At 70.7% G+C, this 21545-nt stretch carries 19 protein-coding genes and 1 pseudogene; 9 read left to right on the plus strand and 11 right to left on the minus strand.

Going from position 1 to position 21545, the window contains the following annotated elements; all coding sequences use genetic code 11:
• Positions 1 to 149 precede the first annotated feature (149 nt).
• Positions 150 to 626, plus strand: coding sequence for a YbaK/EbsC family protein (locus tag QE410_RS05665; RefSeq protein WP_307329069.1), 477 nt, complete (start codon positions 150 to 152; stop codon positions 624 to 626).
• Positions 627 to 1706: 1080 nt separating this feature from the next.
• On the opposite strand, the gene QE410_RS05670 is transcribed toward QE410_RS05665, so the two are convergent.
• On the minus strand, positions 1707 to 2480 hold the full coding sequence (locus QE410_RS05670; RefSeq protein WP_307329072.1) for an IclR family transcriptional regulator: 774 nt from the start codon (positions 2478 to 2480) through the stop codon (positions 1707 to 1709).
• A gap of 61 nt (positions 2481 to 2541) precedes the next feature.
• Between QE410_RS05670 and hutH the strand changes: the two genes are divergently transcribed.
• The 3 genes and pseudogenes from hutH (at position 2542) to hutI (ending at position 7162) form a co-directional block, all read left to right on the plus strand.
• Positions 2542 to 4080, plus strand: coding sequence for a histidine ammonia-lyase (hutH, locus tag QE410_RS05675; RefSeq protein WP_307329075.1), 1539 nt, complete (start codon positions 2542 to 2544; stop codon positions 4078 to 4080).
• 52 nt (positions 4081 to 4132) lie between these two features.
• A pseudogene (locus QE410_RS05680) lies at positions 4133 to 5876 on the plus strand (urocanate hydratase).
• A 56-nt stretch (positions 5877 to 5932) separates the two neighbouring features.
• Positions 5933 to 7162, plus strand: coding sequence for an imidazolonepropionase (hutI, locus tag QE410_RS05685; RefSeq protein WP_307334364.1), 1230 nt, complete (start codon positions 5933 to 5935; stop codon positions 7160 to 7162).
• On the opposite strand, the gene QE410_RS05690 is transcribed toward hutI, so the two are convergent.
• The 8 genes from QE410_RS05690 to QE410_RS05725 all read right to left on the minus strand — a co-directional run bounded on the left by QE410_RS05690 (position 7143) and on the right by QE410_RS05725 (position 13554).
• A complete protein-coding gene (locus QE410_RS05690) occupies positions 7143 to 7640 on the minus strand; it encodes a YdcF family protein (protein WP_307329078.1) in 498 nt (165 codons plus the stop codon). The genes hutI and QE410_RS05690 overlap by 20 nt on opposite strands.
• Positions 7641 to 7692: 52 nt before the next feature.
• Positions 7693 to 7845, minus strand: a complete 153-nt coding sequence (locus tag QE410_RS05695) for a hypothetical protein (protein WP_307329081.1) — start codon at positions 7843 to 7845, stop codon at positions 7693 to 7695.
• A gap of 213 nt (positions 7846 to 8058) precedes the next feature.
• Entirely contained in the window at positions 8059 to 8523 is a 465-nt protein-coding gene (locus QE410_RS05700) for a histidine phosphatase family protein (protein ID WP_307329084.1), read from the minus strand.
• Positions 8520 to 9752, minus strand: coding sequence for an arginase family protein (locus QE410_RS05705; RefSeq protein ID WP_307329086.1), 1233 nt, complete (start codon positions 9750 to 9752; stop codon positions 8520 to 8522). Before QE410_RS05705 ends, QE410_RS05700 begins: the two co-directional genes overlap by 4 nt.
• Positions 9749 to 10102: a gamma-glutamylcyclotransferase family protein gene (locus tag QE410_RS05710; RefSeq protein ID WP_307329089.1), complete on the minus strand. Its 354-nt coding sequence runs from the start codon at positions 10100 to 10102 to the stop codon at positions 9749 to 9751. The genes QE410_RS05705 and QE410_RS05710 overlap by 4 nt, the downstream gene beginning before the upstream one ends.
• A gap of 173 nt (positions 10103 to 10275) precedes the next feature.
• Positions 10276 to 11550, minus strand: coding sequence for a DUF445 domain-containing protein (locus tag QE410_RS05715; RefSeq protein ID WP_307329091.1), 1275 nt, complete (start codon positions 11548 to 11550; stop codon positions 10276 to 10278).
• Positions 11550 to 12710, minus strand: coding sequence for an acyl-CoA dehydrogenase family protein (locus QE410_RS05720; RefSeq protein ID WP_307329094.1), 1161 nt, complete (start codon positions 12708 to 12710; stop codon positions 11550 to 11552). The genes QE410_RS05715 and QE410_RS05720 overlap by 1 nt, the downstream gene beginning before the upstream one ends.
• 91 nt (positions 12711 to 12801) lie before the next feature.
• Positions 12802 to 13554 (minus strand): alpha/beta fold hydrolase, encoded by a 753-nt coding sequence (locus QE410_RS05725; protein ID WP_307329097.1) that lies wholly within the window; start codon positions 13552 to 13554, stop codon positions 12802 to 12804.
• 72 nt (positions 13555 to 13626) lie between these two features.
• On the opposite strand from QE410_RS05725, the gene QE410_RS05730 reads away from it, so the two are divergent.
• Positions 13627 to 14031, plus strand: coding sequence for a pilus assembly protein CpaE (locus QE410_RS05730; RefSeq protein WP_307329100.1), 405 nt, complete (start codon positions 13627 to 13629; stop codon positions 14029 to 14031).
• A gap of 464 nt (positions 14032 to 14495) precedes the next feature.
• Here QE410_RS05730 and QE410_RS05735 read toward each other — a convergent pair whose 3' ends face one another.
• On the minus strand, positions 14496 to 15701 hold the full coding sequence (locus QE410_RS05735; RefSeq protein ID WP_307329102.1) for an MFS transporter: 1206 nt from the start codon (positions 15699 to 15701) through the stop codon (positions 14496 to 14498).
• A 386-nt stretch (positions 15702 to 16087) separates the two neighbouring features.
• Here QE410_RS05735 and nrdH point away from each other — a divergent pair, with 386 nt between their 5' ends.
• From nrdH to nrdF, 4 genes are read left to right on the plus strand one after another with little or no spacing between them, the layout of a single operon-like run.
• Positions 16088 to 16321 (plus strand): glutaredoxin-like protein NrdH, encoded by a 234-nt coding sequence (gene nrdH, locus QE410_RS05740; RefSeq protein WP_055838040.1) that lies wholly within the window; start codon positions 16088 to 16090, stop codon positions 16319 to 16321.
• 28 nt (positions 16322 to 16349) lie between these two features.
• A complete protein-coding gene (gene nrdI, locus QE410_RS05745) occupies positions 16350 to 16790 on the plus strand; it encodes a class Ib ribonucleoside-diphosphate reductase assembly flavoprotein NrdI (protein ID WP_307329105.1) in 441 nt (146 codons plus the stop codon).
• The gene (nrdE, locus tag QE410_RS05750) at positions 16772 to 18928 is read left to right on the plus strand and encodes a class 1b ribonucleoside-diphosphate reductase subunit alpha (RefSeq protein WP_307329108.1); all 2157 of its coding nucleotides are present in this window, start codon (positions 16772 to 16774) and stop codon (positions 18926 to 18928) included. Before nrdI ends, nrdE begins: the two co-directional genes overlap by 19 nt.
• A 48-nt stretch (positions 18929 to 18976) precedes the next feature.
• Complete coding sequence (nrdF, locus tag QE410_RS05755) at positions 18977 to 19951, plus strand: class 1b ribonucleoside-diphosphate reductase subunit beta (RefSeq protein WP_307329111.1); 975 nt, start codon at positions 18977 to 18979, stop codon at positions 19949 to 19951.
• A 425-nt stretch (positions 19952 to 20376) separates the two neighbouring features.
• On the opposite strand, the gene QE410_RS05760 is transcribed toward nrdF, so the two are convergent.
• Positions 20377 to 21543 (minus strand): pyridoxal phosphate-dependent aminotransferase, encoded by a 1167-nt coding sequence (locus QE410_RS05760; protein ID WP_307329113.1) that lies wholly within the window; start codon positions 21541 to 21543, stop codon positions 20377 to 20379.
• Positions 21544 to 21545: the final 2 nt, after the last annotated feature.

The raw sequence follows: 21545 nt of genomic DNA on the forward strand, positions 1-21545 counted from the left end.
GAGGGGTGGGTCGCCGGGCCGGGTCGTGTCGCGGGTGGGCGGCCGAGGTCGCACGCTCGTCGCGAGGCCACGCCGTCCCGCGGGCGGGAGCCGGTGACCTCGTGCGCATCGCACGACCTCGTGGACGGGGCGCCCCTAGGCTGGCAGGCATGACCGATGCGCTCCCCGCCCGCAGCCGTCTCGTCGCCGCCTCATTGCAGGCGGCGGGGATCCCCGGTGAGATCGTCGTGCTCCCGGATGCCGCGTCGACGGCCGCCCTCGCCGCGGCGGCACTCGGTGTCGAGGTCGGCGCCATCGCCAACAGCCTGGTGTTCTGGAGCGACGACGAGCCGCTGCTCGTCATGACCAGCGGCGCGCACCGCGTCGACACGGCGGCGCTCGCGCAGCGGCTCGGGCGGGGCGGCATCCGCCGGGCGACGCCCGAGCAGGTGCTCGCGGCGACGGGGCAGCCGATCGGGGGCGTCGCGCCGACCGGCCACCCGGCGCCGTTGACGACGATCGTGGATGAAGCGCTGTCGGCGTTCCCCGAGATCTGGGCCGCGGGTGGCACGCCGCACACGGTGTTCCCGCTGACCTTCGACGAGCTCGTGCGCCTGACGGGCGGTCCGGTGATGCGCGTCGCGTGAGTGCCGAGGGTCGCCGGCGCGGGGCGCCGCCGGTCCGAAGGTGCCGGGGCGCGAAATGTGCAGTGGGGCGCATGGTGCCCGCCCCGGTGCACATTCCGTGCCCCGAGCCGTGATCGCGAGCCGACCGCGAGAGGTCGCGGGGAGCGCCATGGGCAGCGCCACCGACGAGACGGTGCGCTGAGGCGCGGGGGTTCGGGCGCGAGGACGCGGGGTTCGGGCGCTGAGGCGCGCAGGTTTGTGCGGCGGGGCGCGGGGCTTGGGCGCCGGGGCGCGGGGCCTGTGCGCCGAGGCGCGGTCGCCTTTGGTTTGGGGCGGGATCGGCCGGTTGGGGCGGGTGAATCACGCCCCGAGCCGCGGAATCTGCCCCAATCGGCGGGATCTGCCCCGAACCGGTGGTGGTGCGTGAGCACCGGGGCGGGGAATGTGCACCGGGGCGGGTGGTGTGCGCCCCGGTGCACGTATCGTGCCCCGAACCGGCGGGGGTGGGATGCCGCGGTGGTCGCGCGTGCCGCGGAGGGTTTGGGGCGGGATCGGCCGGTTGGGGCGGGTGTATCACGCCCCGAACGGCGGGATCTGCCCCGAACCCGACTCGGTGGTGGTGCGTGAGCACCGGGGCGGGTGGTGTCCGCCCCAAGCGGGCAGGGGGATGCCGCGGTGGTCGCGCGTGCCGCGGAGGGTTTGGGGCGGGATCGGCCGGTTGGGGCGGGTGTATCACGCCCCGAACGGCGGGATCTGCCCCGAACCCGACTCGGTGGTGGTGCGTGAGCACCGGGGCGGGTGGTGTCCGCCCCAAGCGGGCAGGGGGATGCCGCGGTGGTCGCGAGTGCCGCGAAGGGTTTGGGGCGGGATCGGCCGGTTGGGGCGGGTGAATCACGCCCCGAGCGGCGGAATCTGCCCCGAACGGCGGGATCTGCCCCGAGCAGCGGGTCTGCCCCGAACGGCGGGATCTGCCCCGAACGGCGGCGATGCGTGAGCTCCGGGGCGGGGAATGCGCAGCGGGGCGGGCGGTGGGCGCCCCGGTGCACGTCGTGCACCCCGCACCGGCGGGGGCTCGGCAGCGGCGGCCGGCCGGCCTGTGCGTCAGGCGTGGCGGCCGATGCGGCGGGCGAGCTCGGCGGCGGCGGTGGATGCCGCGGAGGCCAGGGCCGTGGCATCCCTCTCCGCGCCGTCGCTCGGCCACGTGATCGCCACGGCGGCGGCGGGCCAGCCGGCGTGATCGAGCACGGCCGCGGCGACCGAGCGGAACCCGGGTGTGACCTCGCCGTCTTCACTGGCGTAGCCCGCGGCGCGCACCTCCCGCAGCAGCTCCCGCAGCGCGCGCGGGGTCGCGGGGCCCAGACCGTGGCGTTGCGTGAGGGCCGTGGCATCCGGGAACGACGCCCGCACCTGCTCGCGGGGGAGAGCGGCGAGCATGGCGCGGCCCGTCGCGGTGAGGTGCGCGGGAAGGCGCACGCCGACGTCGGTCACCAGCGCCGGCCGCCGCGGGGCGCGCTCCTCGACGATGTAGAGCACGTCGCGGCCGGCGAGCACGGCGAGGTGCGCGGACTCGCCCACGCGGTCCGACAGCGCGGCCAGCACTGGTCTGCCCAGGCGCGCGAGGGGCTGCTGGCGGGCGTAGCCGCCGCCGAGCTCGAACGCGGCGGTGCCCAGCCCCCACCGCCGGTCGCCCGGGAGGTGCACGACGTATCCGTGCTGTTCGAGGGTCGCGAGCAGGTGGTAGGTGCTCGAGCGGGGGATGCCCAGCGTTGTGGCGATCGATTGCGCGGCCATCGGTCCCGGCTGCCGTGCGAGCAGCGAGAGGATCCGCAGCGTCTGATCGGCGGCGGGAACCTGCGGGCGCGGATTGTCTGGCATGACAGACACAGGATGCCAGAACACCCTCGCCGAGGGCCATCGCCCGCGGTGGAATCGGCGTATGAACGACAGCGTCACCCTCGGATCCCGGCCCCTCACCCCGCGCGAGGTGGTGGATGTCGCGCGGCTCGGCATGCGGGTCGACGTCGACGCCGACGCCCTCCAGCGCGTGGCCGACACGCGCGCGCTCATCGAGGGCCTCGCCGACGACCCGCAGCCGCACTACGGCATCTCGACGGGCTTCGGCGCCCTCGCGACGACGTTCATCGCGGAGGACCGCCGCGCGCAGCTGCAAGCGAGTCTCATCCGTTCCCACGCGGCCGGCACCGGCGCCGAGGTCGAGCGCGAGGTGGTGCGCGCCCTCATGCTGCTGCGGCTGCAGACGCTGTGCACCGGTCGCACGGGCGTCCGCCCCGTCGTCGTCGAGACCTACGCCGCGCTGCTGAACGCCGGCATCACCCCGGTCGTGCGCGAGTACGGCTCCCTCGGCTGCTCGGGCGACCTGGCCCCGCTGTCGCACGTCGCGCTCGCGGTGATGGGCGAGGGCGAGGTGCGCGATGCGTCCGGCACCCTCCGGTCGGCCGCCGAGGCCCTCGCCGCGGCCGGCATCGAGCCCGTGGCCCTGCGCGAGAAGGAGGGGCTCGCCCTCATCAACGGCACCGACGGCATGCTCGGCATGCTGCTGCTCGCGCTGCACGACCTCGAGGTGCTCCTCACCACCGCCGATGTGGCGGCGGCGGTCTCGATCGAGTCGCAGCTCGGGACGGCTGCCGTCTTCGCCGCCGACCTCATGGCGTTGCGGCCGCAGCACGGGCAGGCCGAGTCGGCCGCGCACCTGCGCGCGTTCCTGGCCGGCTCGGCGATCGTCGCGAGCCACCGCGGACCCGAATGCACCCGCGTGCAGGACGCGTACTCGCTGCGGTGCGCACCCCAGGTGCACGGCGCCGCCCGCGACACGATGGCGCACGCGACGGTCGTCGCCGAGCGGGAGCTCGAGTCCGCCGTCGACAACCCCGTCGTCACCGTCGACGGTCGTGTCGAGTCGAACGGCAACTTCCACGGCGCGCCGGTGGCGTACGTGCTCGACTTCCTCGCGATCGCCGTGGCCGATGTGGCATCCATGTCGGAACGGCGCACCGACCGCGCACTCGACGTGGCGCGCAGCAACGGCCTGCCGCCGTTCCTCGCCGACGAGGTGGGGGTCGACTCGGGGCTCATGATCGCGCAGTACGCCGCCGCCGGCATCGTGTCGGAGCTCAAGCGCCTCGCCGCTCCCGCCTCGGTGGATTCGATCCCCTCGAGCGCCATGCAGGAGGACCATGTCTCGATGGGCTGGGCCGGGGCCCGCAAGCTCCGTCGCGCGATCGACGGTCTCGCGCGGGTGCTCGCCATCGAGGTGATGACCGGATGCCGCGCCCTCGACCTGCGCGCTCCGCTGACGCCCGCCGCCGCGACCGGTGCCGTGCGCGACCTCGTGCGCACGCGCGTCGCCGGCCCGGGCCCCGACCGCTTCGTCTCGCCCGAGATCGAGGCGGTGACCGAACTCGTCGCCTCGGGTGAGATCGTCCGCGCCGCCCTCGCCGTCGCGTTCCCCGGGTAGGCCCCGCCCGCTTCCGTCCGATCGAAGGAGATCCGCCATGACCGACACCCCCATGACCGCCGACCCGACCACGACCGGCGCCACCCTGGCAGCCGATGTCGCTGGCGATCCCGCACCGGGCGGCGACCCCACTGCGGCCGCCCCCGCCGCCGTGGCGTCCGTCATCCGCGCCGCCCGCGGCACCACGCGCACCGCGAAGAGCTGGGGCGCCGAGGCCGCCAAGCGCATGCTCATGAACAACCTCGACCCCGAGGTCGCCGAGCGCCCCGGTGACCTCGTCGTCTACGGCGGCACGGGCAAGGCCGCGCGGTCGTGGGCGGCGTACGAGGCGATCGTCCGGACCCTCGACCAGCTCGAACCCGACGAGACCCTGCTGGTGCAGTCGGGCAAGCCCGTGGGCGTCTTCCGCACGCACGAGTGGGCGCCCGCGCGTGCTCATCGCCAACTCGAACCTCGTCGGCGACTGGGCGACGTGGCCCGAGTTCCGCCGGCTCGAGGAGCTCGGTCTGACGATGTACGGCCAGATGACCGCGGGGTCGTGGATCTACATCGGCACGCAGGGCATCCTGCAGGGCACGTACGAGACCTTCGCGGCGGTGGCGCGGTCGCTCGGACGCGCCTCGCTCGCCGGCACCCTCACCCTCACCGCCGGCTGCGGCGGCATGGGCGGCGCGCAACCGCTCGCCGTGACGATGAACGGCGGGGCGGTGCTCATCGTCGACGTCGACCGCGCGCGGCTCGACCGCCGTGTCGCTCGTGGCTATCTCGACGAGGTCGCCGACGATCTCGATGCCGCCGTGGAACGGGTGACCGCCGCGCGCGATGCGGGTGAGGCGCTGTCGGTCGGCGTCGAGGGGAACGCGGCCGAGATCTTCCCGGAACTCCTCGCCCGCGGCATCCGCTGCGACATCGTCACCGACCAGACGAGCGCCCACGACCCCCTGTCGTACCTGCCGATCGGCACGTCCCTCGAGCAATGGCAGGCTGAGGCCGCACGCGACCCCGCGGACTTCACCCGCCGCGCGCGCGAGAGCATGGCGGTGCACGTGCAGGCGATGGTGCAGTTCCAGGATGCCGGCGCGGCGGTGTTCGACTACGGCAACTCGATCCGCCGAGAGGCCGAGCTCGGCGGGTACGACCGCGCGTTCGCCTTCCCGGGTTTCGTGCCCGCCTACATCCGTCCGCTCTTCGCCGAGGGAAAGGGACCGTTCCGCTGGGTGGCGCTCTCGGGTGACCCGGAGGACATCGCCAAGACCGACCGGGCCGTCGCCGAACTGTTCCCCGAGGACGCCGCCCTGCACCGGTGGCTGCAGACGGCCGGAGAGCAGGTGCACGTCGAGGGACTCCCGGCGCGCATCTGCTGGCTCGGGTACAAGGAGCGCCACCTCGCCGGCCTGCGGTTCAACGAGATGGTGGCATCCGGTGAGCTGTCGGGACCCATCGTGATCGGCCGCGACCACCTCGACGCAGGCTCCGTGGCCTCGCCCTACCGCGAGACCGAGGCGATGGCCGACGGATCGGATGCCATCGCCGACTGGCCCCTGCTCAACGCGCTGCTCAACACCGCGAGCGGCGCGTCGTGGGTGTCAATCCACCACGGCGGTGGCGTCGGCATCGGCCGCAGCATCCACGCGGGACAGGTGTGCGTCGCCGACGGCACCGCCCTGGCCGCGGAGAAGCTCGCACGCGTGCTCGTCAACGACCCCGGCACCGGCGTCATGCGACACGTGGATGCCGGATACGACCGGGCGCGGGAGGTCGCGGCCGAGCGGGGCCTCACGGTGCCGATGTGGTGAGCGTGCCCGCGCCGACGGGGGCGGATGCGGTGGGCGCCTCCGTGCTGTCCGGAGCGCTGGGCGATCCCGCGCGGACCGATGGGGGCGTTACCTTCCTGCTGACCAACATCGGCGAGCTCACGACGAACGTCGCCGTCGACGGCGACCCGTGCGGGACCGTCCGCGACGCGGCCGTGCTCGTGAGCGACGGGCGGGTGGTGTGGGCCGGCTCCGCGCACGCCGTGCCCCCACGCCCGGATGCGCTCGTCATCGACGCCGGCGGTCGCGCCGTCGTCCCCGGGTTCGTCGACAGCCACACGCACCTCGTGTTCGGGGGAGACCGGGCGGAAGAGTTCGCCGCGCGCATGGCGGGGGAGCGTTACGCCGCCGGCGGCATCCGCACCACCGTGGCCGCCACCCGCGCGGCCAGCGATGACGACCTGCGGGCCCGCCTCGCCGCCCTCGTCGTCGAATGCCGTGCGCAGGGCACCACGACCCTCGAGATCAAGACCGGCTACGGCCTCGACGTCGCCACCGAGAAGCGGCTCGCGCGTCTCGCCGCCGAGGTCACCGACGATGTCACCTTCCTCGGCGCGCACGTCGTCGCCCCCGAGTACGCCGACCGCGCGGACGACTACGTCTCCCTCGTCACGGGCGACATGCTGGCCGCCGTCGCACCGCACGCGCGCTGGATCGACGTGTTCTGCGAGGACGGCGCGTTCACGGCCCGGCAGAGCCGGCGCGTGCTCGACGCAGGTCGGGCGGCGGGACTCGGCATCCGGGTCCACGGCAACCAGCTCGGGTTCGGCGACGGCGTGCGGCTGGCGATCGAGCTCGGCGCCGCCGCGGTGGACCACTGCACGTACCTCTCCGACGACGACGTCGCCGCGCTCGCCGCGTCGGACACCGTCGCCACGCTGCTGCCGGGCGTCGAGTTCTCGACGCGACAGCCGTACCCGGATGCCAGGCGGTTGCTCGATGCCGGGGTCATCGTCGCCCTCGCCAGCGACTGCAACCCGGGCTCCAGCTTCACCAGTTCGATGCCGCTGATGATCGCGCTCGCCGTGCGCGAGATGGGGATGACGCCGGCCGAAGCGGTGTGGGCGGCCACGGCCGGGGGTGCACGGGCGCTGCGACGCGCCGACGTGGGCGTCGTCGAGCCCGGTGCGCGCGCGGACCTCGTGCTTCTCGACGCGCCGACGCGGGTGCACCTGGCCTATCGGCTCGGCGTTCCGCTCGTGCATCGCGTGTGGAAGGACGGCCGAGAGCAGGGGAGCCGGAACCCGTTCAGGGACAGCCGACGATGAGGGCCTTCGCGAATCCGCCCGTCTGATAAGCGAACTGGTAGATCCACTGCCCCAGGTCGATGGTCGTCGGAACGGCCACGACGGTGACCTCTGCATCGGCGCAGCGTTCGGCGATGAAGCGCGTGCGGCTCACGTGCGGGGTGAAGGTGATGACGATCGCGCGCGTCGAGGCGTCGTAGCGTTCGTTCAGGGCCGCCGTCTCCCCGGCGGTGGTGAACGGCTCCGGGTGCACGCAACGCACGTAGGCCTCTTGGCAGGCCGCCAGCTTCGCCGCCGACTGCTCTCCGTCCGTGGGGACCGAGATGAGGATGTCGTCGGCCACTCCGTCGGCGTGCAGTTGTTCGGCGAGGGCGATGCGTCCCTCGGTGGGTGGGCCGATGACGTAGATGACGTCGGCGTGGGCGGGTAACGGCGCCACGGCGGGGAACACGTACGCCGGCACGGTGATCGATGCCGCCACGAGGATGACGCCCGACACGACCGCGATGATCGCGACCCACCGGCGGCGGAGCGTGCGTGCGGCGCGGATGTCAGCGTCCCCGTCCGGTCGCGAGGCGGTGGGTCTGCAGCCGGCGTCCCGTGACGCGCTGAACCGAGGCGGGGAGGGGGAAGATGCCCGAAACGGAACCGACGGCGCGGCGGACGACGAGCGCCATGGTGGTCTGCCAGATGTCGGCGGTCATGACCATCCCCCTCCGGGTCGATCGGGCGCGCTCAGCGCATCCGGCACGGCGGCGCCTGCACTCCGGCGCTGGTCCAGTCCTATCAGACGGATATCCGCGTTGACGGCGACCCGGATGACGAGCGGATGACGAAAAGCCGATGACACGCTGCGAGGCCCCCGGAGTTGCGGGGAAGGTCCCGTGCAGGCCGTCGGCTCCTGGCGTTGCGGGAGCTCAGGGCGTGTAGAGGGTGAACTCGTCGGGCGGGATCGCATCGACGGCGTCCCAGGTCGCGTCGTGCCAGGTGAACACGGCGACCGCGCAGGTCACCATGCGCTCGTGCCGGTCGGCGAGACGCGACACCAGGGCGCTCATTCCGGGATCGTGCGCCACGACCATGACCTCGTCGGCGCCGCTGGAGCGGGCGGCCCGGAGCAGCCGGTCGGGCGGGGCGAGGTAGAGCTCCGGCTGCTCGGTGATGTCGATCTCGAAGGCGTCTGCGAAGACCGCTGCCGTCTCTCGTGCACGTACGGCCGTGCTCGACAGCAGCATCGTGGGCCGCACCCCGGCCCGTCTGAGCGTGCGCGCCATCGCGGGCGCGTCGCGCCGCCCGCGGTCGTCGAGGGGGCGGTCGTGGTCGTCGAGCCCGTCTTCGGCCCAGTCCGATTTCGCGTGTCGCGCGAGCACCAGTTGGATCATCGTCGTTCCACCAATCCAGCGAGAAGTTCGAGAACGCACAGAGCGGCGAGCCGCACGGTGCGGGCGTCGGCGGCGTCGGCCGTGGCATCCACTTCGACGATGTCGGCGCTCGTGACGTGGGGGTCGCGGGCGAGGCGGCGCACCAGCGCGCGCAGCTCCCATGCGGCGAGCCCTCCCGGGACGCTCGCGGGGCAACCCGGTGCCACGGATCGATCGCAGACGTCCACGTCGATGTCGAGGTGGATGCCGCCGGGGTGGATGCCGTCGAGCGATGCGTGCGGTGCGATCCCGGGTCCCGCGCCGGCCGCGGGCGTAGGGCCCGATTCGTCCTCCGCGCCCGCCGCGGTCGCGGCGCCCGATTCGTCCTCCGCGCCGGCCGCGGTCGCAGCACCCGATTCGTCCTCCGCGCTCGCCGCGGGTTCGGCGACTGCTTCGGGCCGGCTGTGGGCCGCGGGTTCGGCGCCGGGTTGGCGGTGAGACGCGGGTTCGGCGCCGGGCTGGCGGTGAGACGCGGGTTCGGCGCCGGCTCCGGGCTGATGGCCCGACGCGGCATCGGTACCGGCTCCGCGGTGGCGGTCCGACGCGGTCGCCACGTCGGTGCCGGTCGCGATGCGCAGAGCCTCCGCGGCGACGGCATCGATGCCGCGCCGGCGTACGTCGTCGAGCGTGATGACGGTGATACCGGCGTCGGCAGCGCGCCGCGCGTACGCCGCGGAGTTGGCGAAGTCGGCGATGCCGATCTGCACGACCCGCCGCGGGTCGAGGCCGTCGTCGAGCAGGCGCCGCACGGGCGAGCCGTTCGACTCGCCGTCACGCAGGTCGAAGTGGGCGTCGAGGGTGATGAGGCCGCGCGCCCCGCGCCCCTGCGCCACCGCGTAGGTCGTCGAGTTGTCGCCGCCGAGCGCGATGAGCAGGGCCGCGTCGGCCGATGCTGCCACGGCCGCGCGCACGCGCGCCTCGCCCTCCCGCCCGTCGGGTTCGTCGACGTCGCCCGCATCGGCGACGCGCAGGTGTGTGTTCAGGTCGACGGGTGGCGGACCCACGAGAGTGGGCGAGTACCGGCGCAGCGCTGCGCGGATGGCCGCGGGCGTCTGGCCCGCGCCCGTCGGCGAGAGCGACGTGCGCCAGGCGGGAACGCCGAGCAGGACGGCATCCGGCGCCTCGTCGCTCACCGGCGTGGGCCAGTCACCGGCGCGCGGCCACAGTGGGTCGATGGGGAGGGCGCTCATGCGGCCACGTAGACCCAGGCGGCCACCCCGCTGACCAGCACGACCGAGACGCGGCGCGAGCCCGACATCAGGTACTCGTCGGCGGCCTCGAGTTCGGCCGGGCTGAGATGAAGCACCGTGCCGAAGACACGGTCGAGGGGATCACCGGTGTGGCGCAGGGTGCGCCGGCGATGACCGTGCATCGTCGCAGCGCCCCGCTCGGCGGGGCCCTCGCCGTCATCGAGGCGGAAGCCGGAGAGGGTGTCGTCGTCGCCACCGACGAGACGACCGAAGGTGTCGAGTTGCACATCGGGCGCCTGCAGCGCCCCATAGGTGAAAAGAGACTCCCTGGTCCCCGAACCGTCGTTCACGGGGCTCACAGTACTCACCCGCTCACGGGGCACGACATCACGACGCGGGCCCCTGCGCATACCGGCCACCACGTGCGGAACGCCGCCGCCGGCGGCCCGCCTCGAAGGGTGCCGCCCGACGCATACGAACTCCCTCATGGCGGACGGCGTCGCGCCTCGCCGTCCAGCGGAGCTCACGAGCCCCACGTGAAGTGGGCGATGGTGAAGATCACCAGCCCCGCGAGCGCGCCCACGACCGTGCCGTTGAGCCGGATGTACTGCAGGTCGCGGCCGACCATGAGTTCGATCTTCTCGGTGGTCTCGTCGGCATCCCACCGCTCGACCGTGTCGGTGATGATCGAGGCGATGTCGTGACGGTAGCGGCCGACCACGAAAACGGCGGCGTCGGTGATCCACCCGTCGACGCGCTTCTGCAAATGGTCATCGCGCTGCAGGCGGGAACCGACCTCGGCGAGGGCGGCCGACGCACGGCGGCGCAAGCCGCTCTCGGGGTTGGCGAGCGAGCGCAGCAGACCCGTTTTGGCGGTGTTCCACGCGTCGGCGGCGAGCTGGCGCACCCGGGGGCTGTCGAACACCGCCGCCTTCGCCTCTTCGAGGCGCACCATGGTCGCCGGGTCGTGCTGCAGGTTGTCGGCGAGGCGCCGCAGGTAGCCGTCGATGGCACCGCGCGCCTGATGCCGCGGGTCGGCGCGTACCGCGTCGACGAACTGCACGGCCTCGCGATAGACGGTGTCGTCGACGAGGCGCGCGGCGACGCCGGGGACCCAGGCGGGCAGTCGCCGCGACACCAGGCCGTGGAAGGTGTCGCGGTTGTTGCCGAGCCAGACGCCGATGTTGTCGAGCGCGAGGTCGACCGCTCCGTGATGGGCTCCGGAGTCGACGACACGCTCCAGCCACCCGCCGATCGATGGACCCCAATCCGGGGAGAGCAGGTGCTCGCGCGCGAGGTCTTCGATGAGACCCTGCACGTCGTCGTCGTCGAGTGCGGTGAGCACGCTCGAGGCCAGGGTCGCCGCTTCCGCAGCGACGCGGTCGGCGTGCGCGGGGTGGGCGAGCCAGGCGCCCGCGCGGGCGGACAGCGGCGTCGATTCGAGCTTGGTGCGCACGACGTCGCCCTCGAGGAAGTTCGTCTCGACGAACTCACCCAGTTGACGGCCGATCTCGTCTTTGCGTCGCGGGATGATCGCGGTGTGCGGGATGGGCAGCCCGAGCGGATGCCGGAACAGCGCCGTCACCGCGAACCAGTCGGCGAGGGCGCCGACCATGCCGCCTTCGGCCGCCGCGCGGACGTATTGCAGCCACTCCACCTCGCGTTGCAGCGAGAACGAGATCGCGAAGACGATCGCCATTGCCCCCAGCGCGCCGAGGGCGACGCCCTTCATCACGCGCAGGGCGCGACGACGTTCTTGATCGGCCGGGCTCAGCTCGGCCAGGGGAGTGCGGGCCATCAGCCGGTCACCGGTCCGAGCCACGCCGATGCGGCGGTCGAGTGTGCGGATTCGGCGTCGGAGGGGTGGAACATGCCGGCCAGCACGTCACGGTAGAGGCGGCTGAGTTCGTTCTGCGTGAAGTACGCCGACCCGCCCCCCACCAGGATGGCGTCGTCGACGACCTCTTTGGCCATCGCGACCGCGCGGTACTTCACGCCGGAGAGAAGCGAGAACCACCGCCCTGCGTGGTCGGCGACGTCGTCGACGTCGCGTGCCAGTGCCGCGAGTTGCGGCGGCAGCGCCTCGTAGGCCAGCGCCATGTCGGCCACCCTCCAACGGATGTCGGGGTCGTTCGCATACGTCGTGCCCGTCTTCTTCGAGCGGCGAGACGTGGCCGCGTCGACCGCGAGGTCGAGCGCACGCCGCGCGATGCCGGTGTAGACCGAGGCGAGCAGTATTTCGAAGACCGCGAAGATGCCGAAGACCAGCGGGTCGGGCTGGGGTCCGGGGTCGATCCTGCGCACGACGCGGTCGGCGGACGCGTGCGCTCCGTGGAGCTCGGTCGTGCGGCTCTGCGTACCCCGCATGCCGAGGGTGTCCCAGTCGTCGCGGGTGACGACGGCGTCGCTGCGGTCGAGGAACGCGAAGACCATCTTGGGCCCGTCGGGCGAGGTGGAGTCCAACCCGTGCACACCCAGGTGCTGCCAGACGGGCGAGAGCGACGTGAAGATCTTCGTGCCGGTGAAGGAGTAGCCGCCCTCTCCGTCGGGCTCGGCGACGGTGTCGCTGCCGAACAGGACCAGGTCGTTGCCGGCCTCGCTGATGCCGAACGCGAACACCTCACCGGCCGCGGCGCCCGCCTCGATGAACGCGAGGTCGTCGATACCGCGGTCGCGCAGCACTTTGGCCACGCCCGTCCACACGAGGTGCATGTTGACGGCGAGCGCCGTCGCCGGCGCGGCGCCCGCGAGACGCTGCTGCAGCAGCGACGCTTCGGCGAGACTCAACCCCGCGCCGCCGGCCGCTTCGGGAACGAGGATGCCGAGATAACCGGCGGCTCGAAGCTCATCGAGGTCGTCGTGGGGGAACGTGTTCTCGCGGTCGTGCACGGCCGCCCGTTCCCGGATGCGCGCCAGCAGGTCGTCGGGCAGATACCGAGCCGGATCGAACGAGGTCATGGCATCCATTCTGCTCGCGACCTCCGACATCGCACCCGGGGGTGACACGGAGTGCGCAGACGGTCACCCTCCTCTGCGACGCACCGCCCGCCTACCGCAGTGCGTCGAGCAGCGCCTCGACCGCGGCTTCGGGCCGATCGCGGTGCGGTGAGTGCCCGGCGTCCGCGACGACGCTCATGGTGACGGCGGGGTTCCGCAGCACCTCGGCAGCGAGCTCGCCCGTGAAGATCGAGTGCACCGCCGGGTCGGCGCCGATGACGTGGGTGGGCACCGTGAGCGCTGCGGCTTCGGCGCGGACGTCCCACCTGGCGTTCTGAACGCTGGTCTGCTCGACCGCCCAACGGCTCGCGCGCCGGGTGGCCCGGGCCTTGAGCTCGACGTCGATCGGATGCCAGGTCGGGTGAGCCGCTCGCACCGCCGCCTCGCTCGGGTCGGCGAACGCCTGCTCCTGGCTCGTGCGCACGATCTCGCGATCTTCGTCGGAGAGCGCGATCGCCGGGTCGATCAGCACGAGCCGCCGCGTCCAGTGGGGCCGGTCGGCGGCCGCGACGGTCGCCGCGGCGCCTCCGAGCGAGTGCGCGACGACGGCGTCCCACGGAGCATCCGTCCCGGGGGTGGTGCTCGCGAGGTCGGCGGCGTACGCCGCGATCGAGTAGTCGAGGGCGCGCGGGGCGACCCCGTGCCCGCGCAGGTCGACGGCGACGGCCTGCCAGCCCGCGTCGGCCAGCGCCGTTGCGTACCGCCACATGAGCGCACCGTCGGATCCGAGGCCGTGAGCGAGCAGGGCTCGGGGGCCGCCAGGCGACCCCCACGTCAGAGAAGGAAGCGTCACGGGTGCGGGCATGGCATCCATTCTTCCTCCGTCGAGCGGCGCGCAACGGACCCTCAGCGACGTATCCCCGCCAGAATGGATGCCATGATCTCGACCGAGATGGCCCTGGCTCTGCGCGCGGCGGGACTGGTGTGGCATCCGCGTTCCGGCGACCGATTCCAGCTGGACGAACCCGAGTTCGAGGCCGACGTCTTCACGGTGAGCGACATGACCGTCGAGCCGCGCGACTATCCCACCGGGCGCATTCTGGCCTTCAACGGCACGACGGAGTGGGCGCTGGACTCCGTCGCCACCGAGGATGCGTTGTGGCTGCCGTCGGAGTCGCAGTTGCGCGAAATGCTGCGCGCGACGTTCCGGTCACTGCGCCGCTTGTCGGACACGTACGAGGTCGAGATCTCGATCGGTGGATCGACAATGGTCTTCGATCACCCCGCGCCGGCCGACGCGTACGCGCTCGCCGTGCTGGAGCTGCTGCGCCGCACGCATTGACGCGCGCACCCTCGTGCGGCGTGACGCCGGGCTGAGCCGTCCGGGACGGGGCCCGCGCGTTCGGGGCGGATTCTGGCGTTTGGGGCGGGATTTTTGCGCCCCGATGTGCGGATCGCGCCCCAAACCCGTGTGCTCGGTAGGGGTTGCTGGGTTTGGGGCGGATTCTGGCGTTTGGGGCGGGTTTAGTGCGCCCCGATGTGCGGATCGCGCCCCGAACCGCTGTGCTCGGTAGGGGCTGCTGGGTTCGGGGCGGATTCTGGCGTTCGGGGCGGGATTCTTGCGCCCCGATGTGCGGATCGCGCCCCAAACCCGTGTCCTCGGTAGGGGCTGCTGGGTTTGGGGCGGATCCTGGCGTTCGGGGCGGGATTTTCGCGCCCCGATGTGCGGATCGCGCCCCGAACAAGGGGGCCCATGTGCATCTCGGGCCCAAGGAGAGGGGATGCCGGGCCCACCGGCATCCGGGGTCAGGTGATGGTCTCGACGGGCTCGGTGTCGGGGATGGGGCTCGCGTCGCGGTGGCGGAGGTCGGGGAAGCCCCGCACGAAGACGGCCGAGACGATGAACCCGGCGACCGCGAACCCGGCTGCGGCGATGTACGCGCCCGTCGGGCCGACGCCGTCGACGAGGAAGCCCGCGACGGCGGAGCCCGCCGCCGCGCCGATGAGCTGACCGGTGCCGATCCAACCGTAGGCCTCGGCCGTCTCGCTGAAGCGCACGCTCGCCGAGGTCATCGCGAACATGACGGCCAGGGCGGGCGCGATGCCGGCGCCCGCGACGAGAAGGGTCGCGCCCAGCCACCACGCGTTCAGCGACACGACCGTCAGCGACAGACCCAGTGCGACGATGGCGAAGCGGCGTGCCATCGCCCACGGACCGATCGGGATGTGGCCGAACGACAGGCCGCCGGCGAGGCTGCCCACCGCGAAGACGGCGAGGATGAGGCCCGCCTCGAGTCCGCCGTGGTCGAACGTCGCCACGACACCCGCTTCGACGGCCGCGCACGCGCCGATGAGGAGGAAGCCTGTGGCGGTGGCGAGGATGACGGGTGGCTTGGTCAGCACGCGCCCCAGCGCGCGGCGGCTGCGTGGGATGCGGACCCGGCCCACCTCGGGACTGAGGATGAACCACGCGCCACCGCCCAGCAGGATCAGCACCACCAGCAGCAGACCCGGCACGGTGCCCACCTGGGTCGCGACGAGCGTGATGACCACGGGCGCGAGCACCCAGATGATCTCTTGCAGCGAGGCGTCGAGCGAATAGAGCGGGGTGAGCTGCGTGGACGGCACCATCTTGGGGTAGATGGTGCGCACCGCCGACTGGATCGGGGGAGTCGAGAGGCCCGCGAGGAGGCCGAGCGCCATGTAGAGGGGGAGCGGCATCTCGATGAGCGCGAGGGCCGCGATGGCGGCGGCGCACACGAGCAGCGTGACCGTGAGCACGCGCCGCATGCCCCAGATGCCCATCCAGCGACTGGTGACCGGGCCGGCGATGGCCTGACCGATGCTGGTGGCCGCGAGCACCAGGCCCGCCGCGCCGTACGAACCGGTCACGTGTTCGATGTGCAGCAGGACGGCGAGGCTCGTCATGCCGTTGGGAAAGCGTGCCGTCAGCTGCGCGGCGATGATGCGCCCCACGCCAGGGGTTCGAAGGAGTACGCGGTAGCCGGCCACCGAACCACGCTACCGCCCACCCCCGACACCCGCTTCGACCCCTCGGATGCCGGATGCCACGACACGCCGCGACACGCCGGTCGACGAAATCGACGCCCTGTGCGATGTCGGAACCCCCGTCTACCGTCCGAACTGTGGACAACGACCGGCAGACGCTCCGACAACCGCGGAATCGCGCCTGTCAACACGACGCCGGAAGGGGGTCGATCTGTGGATGAAATCGTGGACAACCTGTGTTGTACATGGGGAGAGATGGTGGAAAATCACACTGATGTAACTACTACCCCTTGTGGTGCCTCCCGATGTCCGCACCCATATGTAGTATTGAGGTCCCGGCGAGCCCTGCCCGCCCGGATGACGAATTTCCAGGGGAGAGAGAGAACGACATGGCGATCACGGTCTACACCAAGCCGTCCTGCGTCCAGTGCACCGCGACCTACCGCGCACTCGACTCGAAGGGTATCGAGTACAACGTGCTCGACCTGTCCGAAGACCCGTCGGCGCTCGAGCAGGTCAAGTCGCTCGGATACCTGCAGGCACCCGTCGTCATCACCGACGAAGACCACTGGTCGGGCTTCCGTCCCGACAAGATCGACGAGCTCGCGTCGCGTCTCGCCTGATCCCGCGACAGGCTCTCAGACCCCCGTCATGAGCGCTGTCATGTCGGCGACCCAGGCTCCGCTGCTGGTCTACTTCTCGAGCGTGTCGGGAAACACCGCGCGTTTCATCGAGAAACTCGGCAAGCGGGCCGTGCGCATTCCGCTGTTGCCGACAGACCCGCCCCTCGAGGTCGACGAACCCTTCGTCCTGGTCACCCCCACCTACGGTGGGGGTGCCGGTCGGGGCGTCGAGAAGGGCGCGGTCCCCAAGCAAGTCATCCGGTTCCTCAACGAGGAGCGGAACCGACGCAACATCCGCGGAGTGATCTCCGCAGGAAACACGAACTTCGGCGAGGCGTTCTGCCTCGCCGGCGACATCGTCGCGCGCAAGTGCGCGGTGCCGCACCTGTACAGGCTGGAAGTTTTCGGGACCCCCGACGATGTCGAACGGGTCAACGAGGGATTGGAACGATGGTGGAAGTTGAGCTGACCGACGTGGACTTCAAGACCGAAGCGCGCTTCGAGGGACTGGACTACCACGCCCTCAACGCGATGCTGAACCTCTACGACGCCGAGGGCAAGATCCAGTTCGACGCCGACAAGCGCGCGGCGCGGGAGTACTTCCTGCAGCACGTCAACCAGAACACGGTCTTCTTCCACTCGCTCAAGGAGCGCCTCGACTACCTCGTCGAGAAGGAGTACTACGAGCCCACCGTGCTCGCGAAGTACTCGATGGAGTTCATCCAGGAGCTCAACGACCGCGCCTATGGCGCGAAGTTCCGCTTCGAGACCTTCCTCGGCGCGTTCAAGTACTACACGAGCTACACGCTGAAGACCTTCGACGGAAAGCGCTACCTCGAGCGCTTCGAGGACCGCGTCGTCATGACCGCCCTCGCCCTCGCCGACGGCGACCAGCGTCTCGCGGTGCAGCTCGTCGACGAGATCATCTCGGGCCGCTTCCAGCCCGCGACCCCGACGTTCCTCAACGCCGGCAAGGCGCAGCGCGGGGAGCTCGTGTCGTGCTTCCTGCTGCGCATCGAAGACAACATGGAGTCGATCGCCCGCGGCATCAACTCCGCGCTGCAGCTGTCGAAGCGCGGCGGCGGCGTCGCCCTGCTGCTGTCGAACATCCGCGAGTCGGGTGCGCCGATCAAGCAGATCGAGAACCAGTCGTCGGGCATCATCCCCGTGATGAAGCTGCTCGAAGACAGCTTCAGCTACGCCAACCAGCTCGGTGCACGTCAGGGCGCCGGGGCGGTGTACCTCAACGCGCACCACCCCGACATCCTGCGCTTCCTCGACACCAAGCGCGAGAACGCCGACGAGAAGATCCGCATCAAGACGCTGTCGCTGGGTGTCGTCATCCCCGACGTCACGTTCGAGCTCGCCAAGAACGGCGAAGACATGTACCTCTTCTCGCCGTACGACGTCGAGAAGGTCTACAAGAAGCCGTTCGGCGACATCTCGGTCACCGAGAAGTACCGCGAGATGGTCGACGACCCGCGCATCAAGAAGACGAAGATCAACGCGCGCGAGTTCTTCCAGACCCTCGCCGAGATCCAGTTCGAGTCGGGCTACCCGTACATCATGTTCGAAGACACGGTGAACAAGGCGAACCCCATCGCCGGCCGCATCAACATGTCGAACCTGTGCTCGGAGATCCTGCAGGTCAACACGCCTACGACCTACAACGAAGACCTGTCCTACGCCGAGATCGGCAAAGACATCTCGTGCAACCTCGGCTCGATGAACATCGCCCTGGCGATGGACGGCGGCGACCTCGGCCTCACGGTCGAGACGGCAATCCGCGCCCTCACCGCGGTCAGCGACCAGAGCCACATCGCCTCGGTGCGCTCCATCGAAGACGGCAACGACCGCTCGCACGCCATCGGCCTCGGCCAGATGAACCTGCACGGCTACCTCGCTCGCGAGCACGTGTACTACGGCTCCGAAGAGGGCATCGACTTCACGAACATCTACTTCTACACGGTGCTGTTCCACGCGCTGCGGGCCTCCAACCGCCTCGCGATCGAGCGCGGCACCTCGTTCGACGGGTTCGAGAACTCGACCTACGCGTCGGGGGAGTTCTTCGACAAGTACACCGAGCAGGTGTGGGCACCCGAGACCGAGAAGACGAAGCAGCTGTTCGCCGGCATCCAGATCCCCACGCAGGACGACTGGCGTGAACTGAAGGCGTCGGTGCAGGCTCACGGCATCTACAACCAGAACCTGCAGGCGGTGCCCCCGACCGGCTCGATCTCCTACATCAACAACTCGACGAGCTCGATCCACCCGATCGCGTCGAAGATCGAGATCCGCAAGGAAGGCAAGCTCGGTCGCGTCTACTACCCGGCGCCGTTCATGACGAACGAGAACCTGGAGTACTACCAGGACGCCTACGAGATCGGCTACGAGAAGGTCATCGACACCTACGCCGCCGCCACGCAGCACGTCGACCAGGGCCTGTCGCTGACGCTCTTCTTCAAAGACACCGTCACCACGCGCGACATCAACAAGGCGCAGATCTACGCGTGGCGCAAGGGCATCAAGACCATCTACTACATCCGCCTCCGTCAGCTGGCGCTCGAGGGCACCGACATGACCGAGTGCGTCTCGTGCATGCTCTGAGCCGCTGACCACCCCACTCACACACCGATAGAGGACGCAGGAACCGCCATGGCTGAGAAGCTGCAGCTGTTGAACCACGTGCAGGCCATCAACTGGAACCGCATCCAAGACGACAAAGACCTCGAGGTCTGGAACCGTCTGGTGAACAACTTCTGGCTGCCCGAGAAGGTGCCGCTGTCGAACGACATCCAGTCGTGGAACACGCTCACTCCCGAAGAGCAGACGCTCACCATGCGCGTGTTCACGGGGCTCACGCTCCTCGACACGATCCAGGGCACGGTCGGCGCGGTATCGCTCATCCCCGACGCGATCACCCCGCACGAGGAGGCCGTCTACACGAACATCGCGTTCATGGAGTCGGTGCACGCGAAGAGCTACTCGTCGATCTTCTCGACCCTGTGCTCGACGAAGGAGATCGACGAGGCGTTCCGCTGGTCGACCGAGAACGAGTTCCTTCAGAAGAAGGCGCGCATCGTCATGGACTACTACCGAGGCGATGACCCCCTGAAGCGCAAGGTCGCCTCGACCCTGCTCGAGTCCTTCCTGTTCTACTCGGGCTTCTACCTGCCCATGCACTGGTCGAGCCGCGCCAAGCTCACCAACACGGCCGACCTCATCCGCCTCATCATCCGTGACGAGGCCGTGCACGGCTACTACATCGGCTACAAGTTCCAGCGCGGTCTCGAGACCGTCGACGAGGCCCGTCGTCAGGACATCAAGGACTACACGTTCTCGCTGATGTACGAGCTCTATGACAACGAGGTGCACTATACGCAGAGCCTCTACGATTCGGTCGGCCTGAGCGAAGACGTCAAGAAGTTCCTGCACTACAACGCCAACAAGGCGCTCATGAACCTCGGCTACGAGGCCATGTTCCCCGCCTCGGTCACGAACGTGAACCCGGCGATCCTGTCGGCCCTCTCACCGAACGCCGACGAGAACCACGACTTCTTCAGCGGATCAGGCTCGTCGTACGTCATCGGCAAGGCCGAGGCGACGGAAGACGACGACTGGGACTTCTGAGCGTCAATAAGACGTCCTCGAAGCTGGCCGATCGATACGACGAAGGTGGCCAGCCATTTCGAACGTGGCTTAATCCGACCCATCGGGAAGCCCGCTGACGACGGAACGAAGACGCATGGGCGAGCGACCCCGCTGAGCCGACCACCGAGTGACCGGCTCAGCGGGGTACGAGCCACCACGTCAACGTGCTCGCGGAACTCCTCCGGGTACGGATCGGGCGGGATGGCATCCTCCCCGCCAGCGACTCTTGACAGTGACGGTCAGTTGTCGCCCGCTCGTGCCTCACACCGCATTGGCCCCTCGTGCTGAACGTGAGGCGTTCCGCACGGTCTTCCTCGGCTGTCTGCGCAAACGCGCTTCCGTAGAAGAGCGGGCGCTCGGCACGAGTTACCGCACCCGCCCCACGATGACCGCGCGGCTGTCCTTCAGTCTCGGATGAGGCGGCGGGCGACGTCGACGAATCGACGGAGCCCCTCCTCGAGGTGCGCATCGTCCGAGGCGAATGAGAGACGGACGTGTCCCTCGCCCGACGGGCCGTACTCCGACCCGGCGCGCAGCAGGACACCCCCGTCGGCGAGACGTTGCACGAGCGTCTGCGAATCGACGTCGGTGTGCACCCGCGGGAAGGCGTAGAACGCGCCCGCGGGGCGGGCCAGGTCGATGCCCGGGATGCCATCGAGATGGTCGACGACGAGGTCGCGGCGGCGCTGGTATGTATCGCGCATCCGCACGAGTTCGCCGGGAGGAGTCCGGAGCGCGACCAGGCCGGCATCCTGGACGAACGTGGTGAGGGCCCCGTTCAGGGTGCGGTGCACCAGATTGATACGCGCGGCGTGCTCCTCGTTCGCGACGACGTAGCCCAGGCGCCACCCGGTCATCGCGTACGACTTCGAGAAGGTGCCGACGAGGACGACCTGATCGCGGATGCCGGGGAGTGCGGCGGCGGAGAGGAAGTCGGCGCCGTCGAAGACGATGTCGCAATACGCCTCGTCGGACACGAGGACCAGCGACGGGTGCGCGGCCACGATCGCGGCGATCTCAGCCAGCTCCGCCGCGGTGTGGACGGCACCGGTGGGGTTCGCCGGATTGCACAGCACGAGCATGCGCGCGTCAGCGGCGAGGGCGCGCAGGCCGACGAGGTCGATGCGACCGGCGGGGGTGGGGGCGAGCCACACCTGTTCCGCGCCGATCATGGCCAGGTGATCGGTGTAGAGCGAGTAGGTCGGCTCGGGCACGATCACGCGGTCGCCCGGACGGAGCAGGGCGAGCATGGTCGCTGCCAGCCCCGCGCTGCCCCCGTGCGTCGTGACCACCTCTGCGGCGCTGGTCGGCCGGCCGGTGCCGCTGGTGATGTGCTCGGCGAGGGCGCTGCGCAGCGCGGGCGCTCCGGTCAGGGCTTCGTAGCGGGTGCGTCCGGCGCGCAGCGCGGTGACCGCGGCGGTGGTTATGGCGGGGGAGGTGTCGGCGTCGGGTTCACCCATCGCCAAGGAGATCGCACCCGCCGGCGTCGCACCCAGCCCGGCGGGGCGGCGGGAGGCGGCCATGATGCGGTCGGTGACGGTGGGTGAGGACGTGAGGACGGGGGAGAGCAATG

The organism is Microbacterium sp. SORGH_AS_1204, assembly GCF_030818935.1.
Taxonomy (GTDB): domain Bacteria; phylum Actinomycetota; class Actinomycetes; order Actinomycetales; family Microbacteriaceae; genus Microbacterium.

Excerpts from the sequence above, each read along its gene's own strand:
- QE410_RS05665 (WP_307329069.1), top strand. The coding sequence starts at position 150 with ATGACCGATGCGCTCCCCGCCCGCAGCCGTCTCGTCGCCGCCTCATTG.
- QE410_RS05670 (WP_307329072.1), bottom strand. The coding sequence starts at position 2,480 with ATGCCAGACAATCCGCGCCCGCAGGTTCCCGCCGCCGATCAGACGCTG.
- hutH (WP_307329075.1), top strand. The coding sequence starts at position 2,542 with ATGAACGACAGCGTCACCCTCGGATCCCGGCCCCTCACCCCGCGCGAG.
- QE410_RS05695 (WP_307329081.1), bottom strand. The coding sequence starts at position 7,845 with ATGACCGCCGACATCTGGCAGACCACCATGGCGCTCGTCGTCCGCCGC.
- QE410_RS05700 (WP_307329084.1), bottom strand. The coding sequence starts at position 8,523 with ATGATCCAACTGGTGCTCGCGCGACACGCGAAATCGGACTGGGCCGAA.
- QE410_RS05705 (WP_307329086.1), bottom strand. The coding sequence starts at position 9,752 with ATGAGCGCCCTCCCCATCGACCCACTGTGGCCGCGCGCCGGTGACTGG.
- QE410_RS05715 (WP_307329091.1), bottom strand. The coding sequence starts at position 11,550 with ATGGCCCGCACTCCCCTGGCCGAGCTGAGCCCGGCCGATCAAGAACGT.
- QE410_RS05720 (WP_307329094.1), bottom strand. The coding sequence starts at position 12,710 with ATGACCTCGTTCGATCCGGCTCGGTATCTGCCCGACGACCTGCTGGCG.
- QE410_RS05725 (WP_307329097.1), bottom strand. The coding sequence starts at position 13,554 with ATGCCCGCACCCGTGACGCTTCCTTCTCTGACGTGGGGGTCGCCTGGC.
- QE410_RS05730 (WP_307329100.1), top strand. The coding sequence starts at position 13,627 with ATGATCTCGACCGAGATGGCCCTGGCTCTGCGCGCGGCGGGACTGGTG.
- nrdH (WP_055838040.1), top strand. The coding sequence starts at position 16,088 with ATGGCGATCACGGTCTACACCAAGCCGTCCTGCGTCCAGTGCACCGCG.
- nrdI (WP_307329105.1), top strand. The coding sequence starts at position 16,350 with ATGAGCGCTGTCATGTCGGCGACCCAGGCTCCGCTGCTGGTCTACTTC.
- nrdE (WP_307329108.1), top strand. The coding sequence starts at position 16,772 with ATGGTGGAAGTTGAGCTGACCGACGTGGACTTCAAGACCGAAGCGCGC.
- nrdF (WP_307329111.1), top strand. The coding sequence starts at position 18,977 with ATGGCTGAGAAGCTGCAGCTGTTGAACCACGTGCAGGCCATCAACTGG.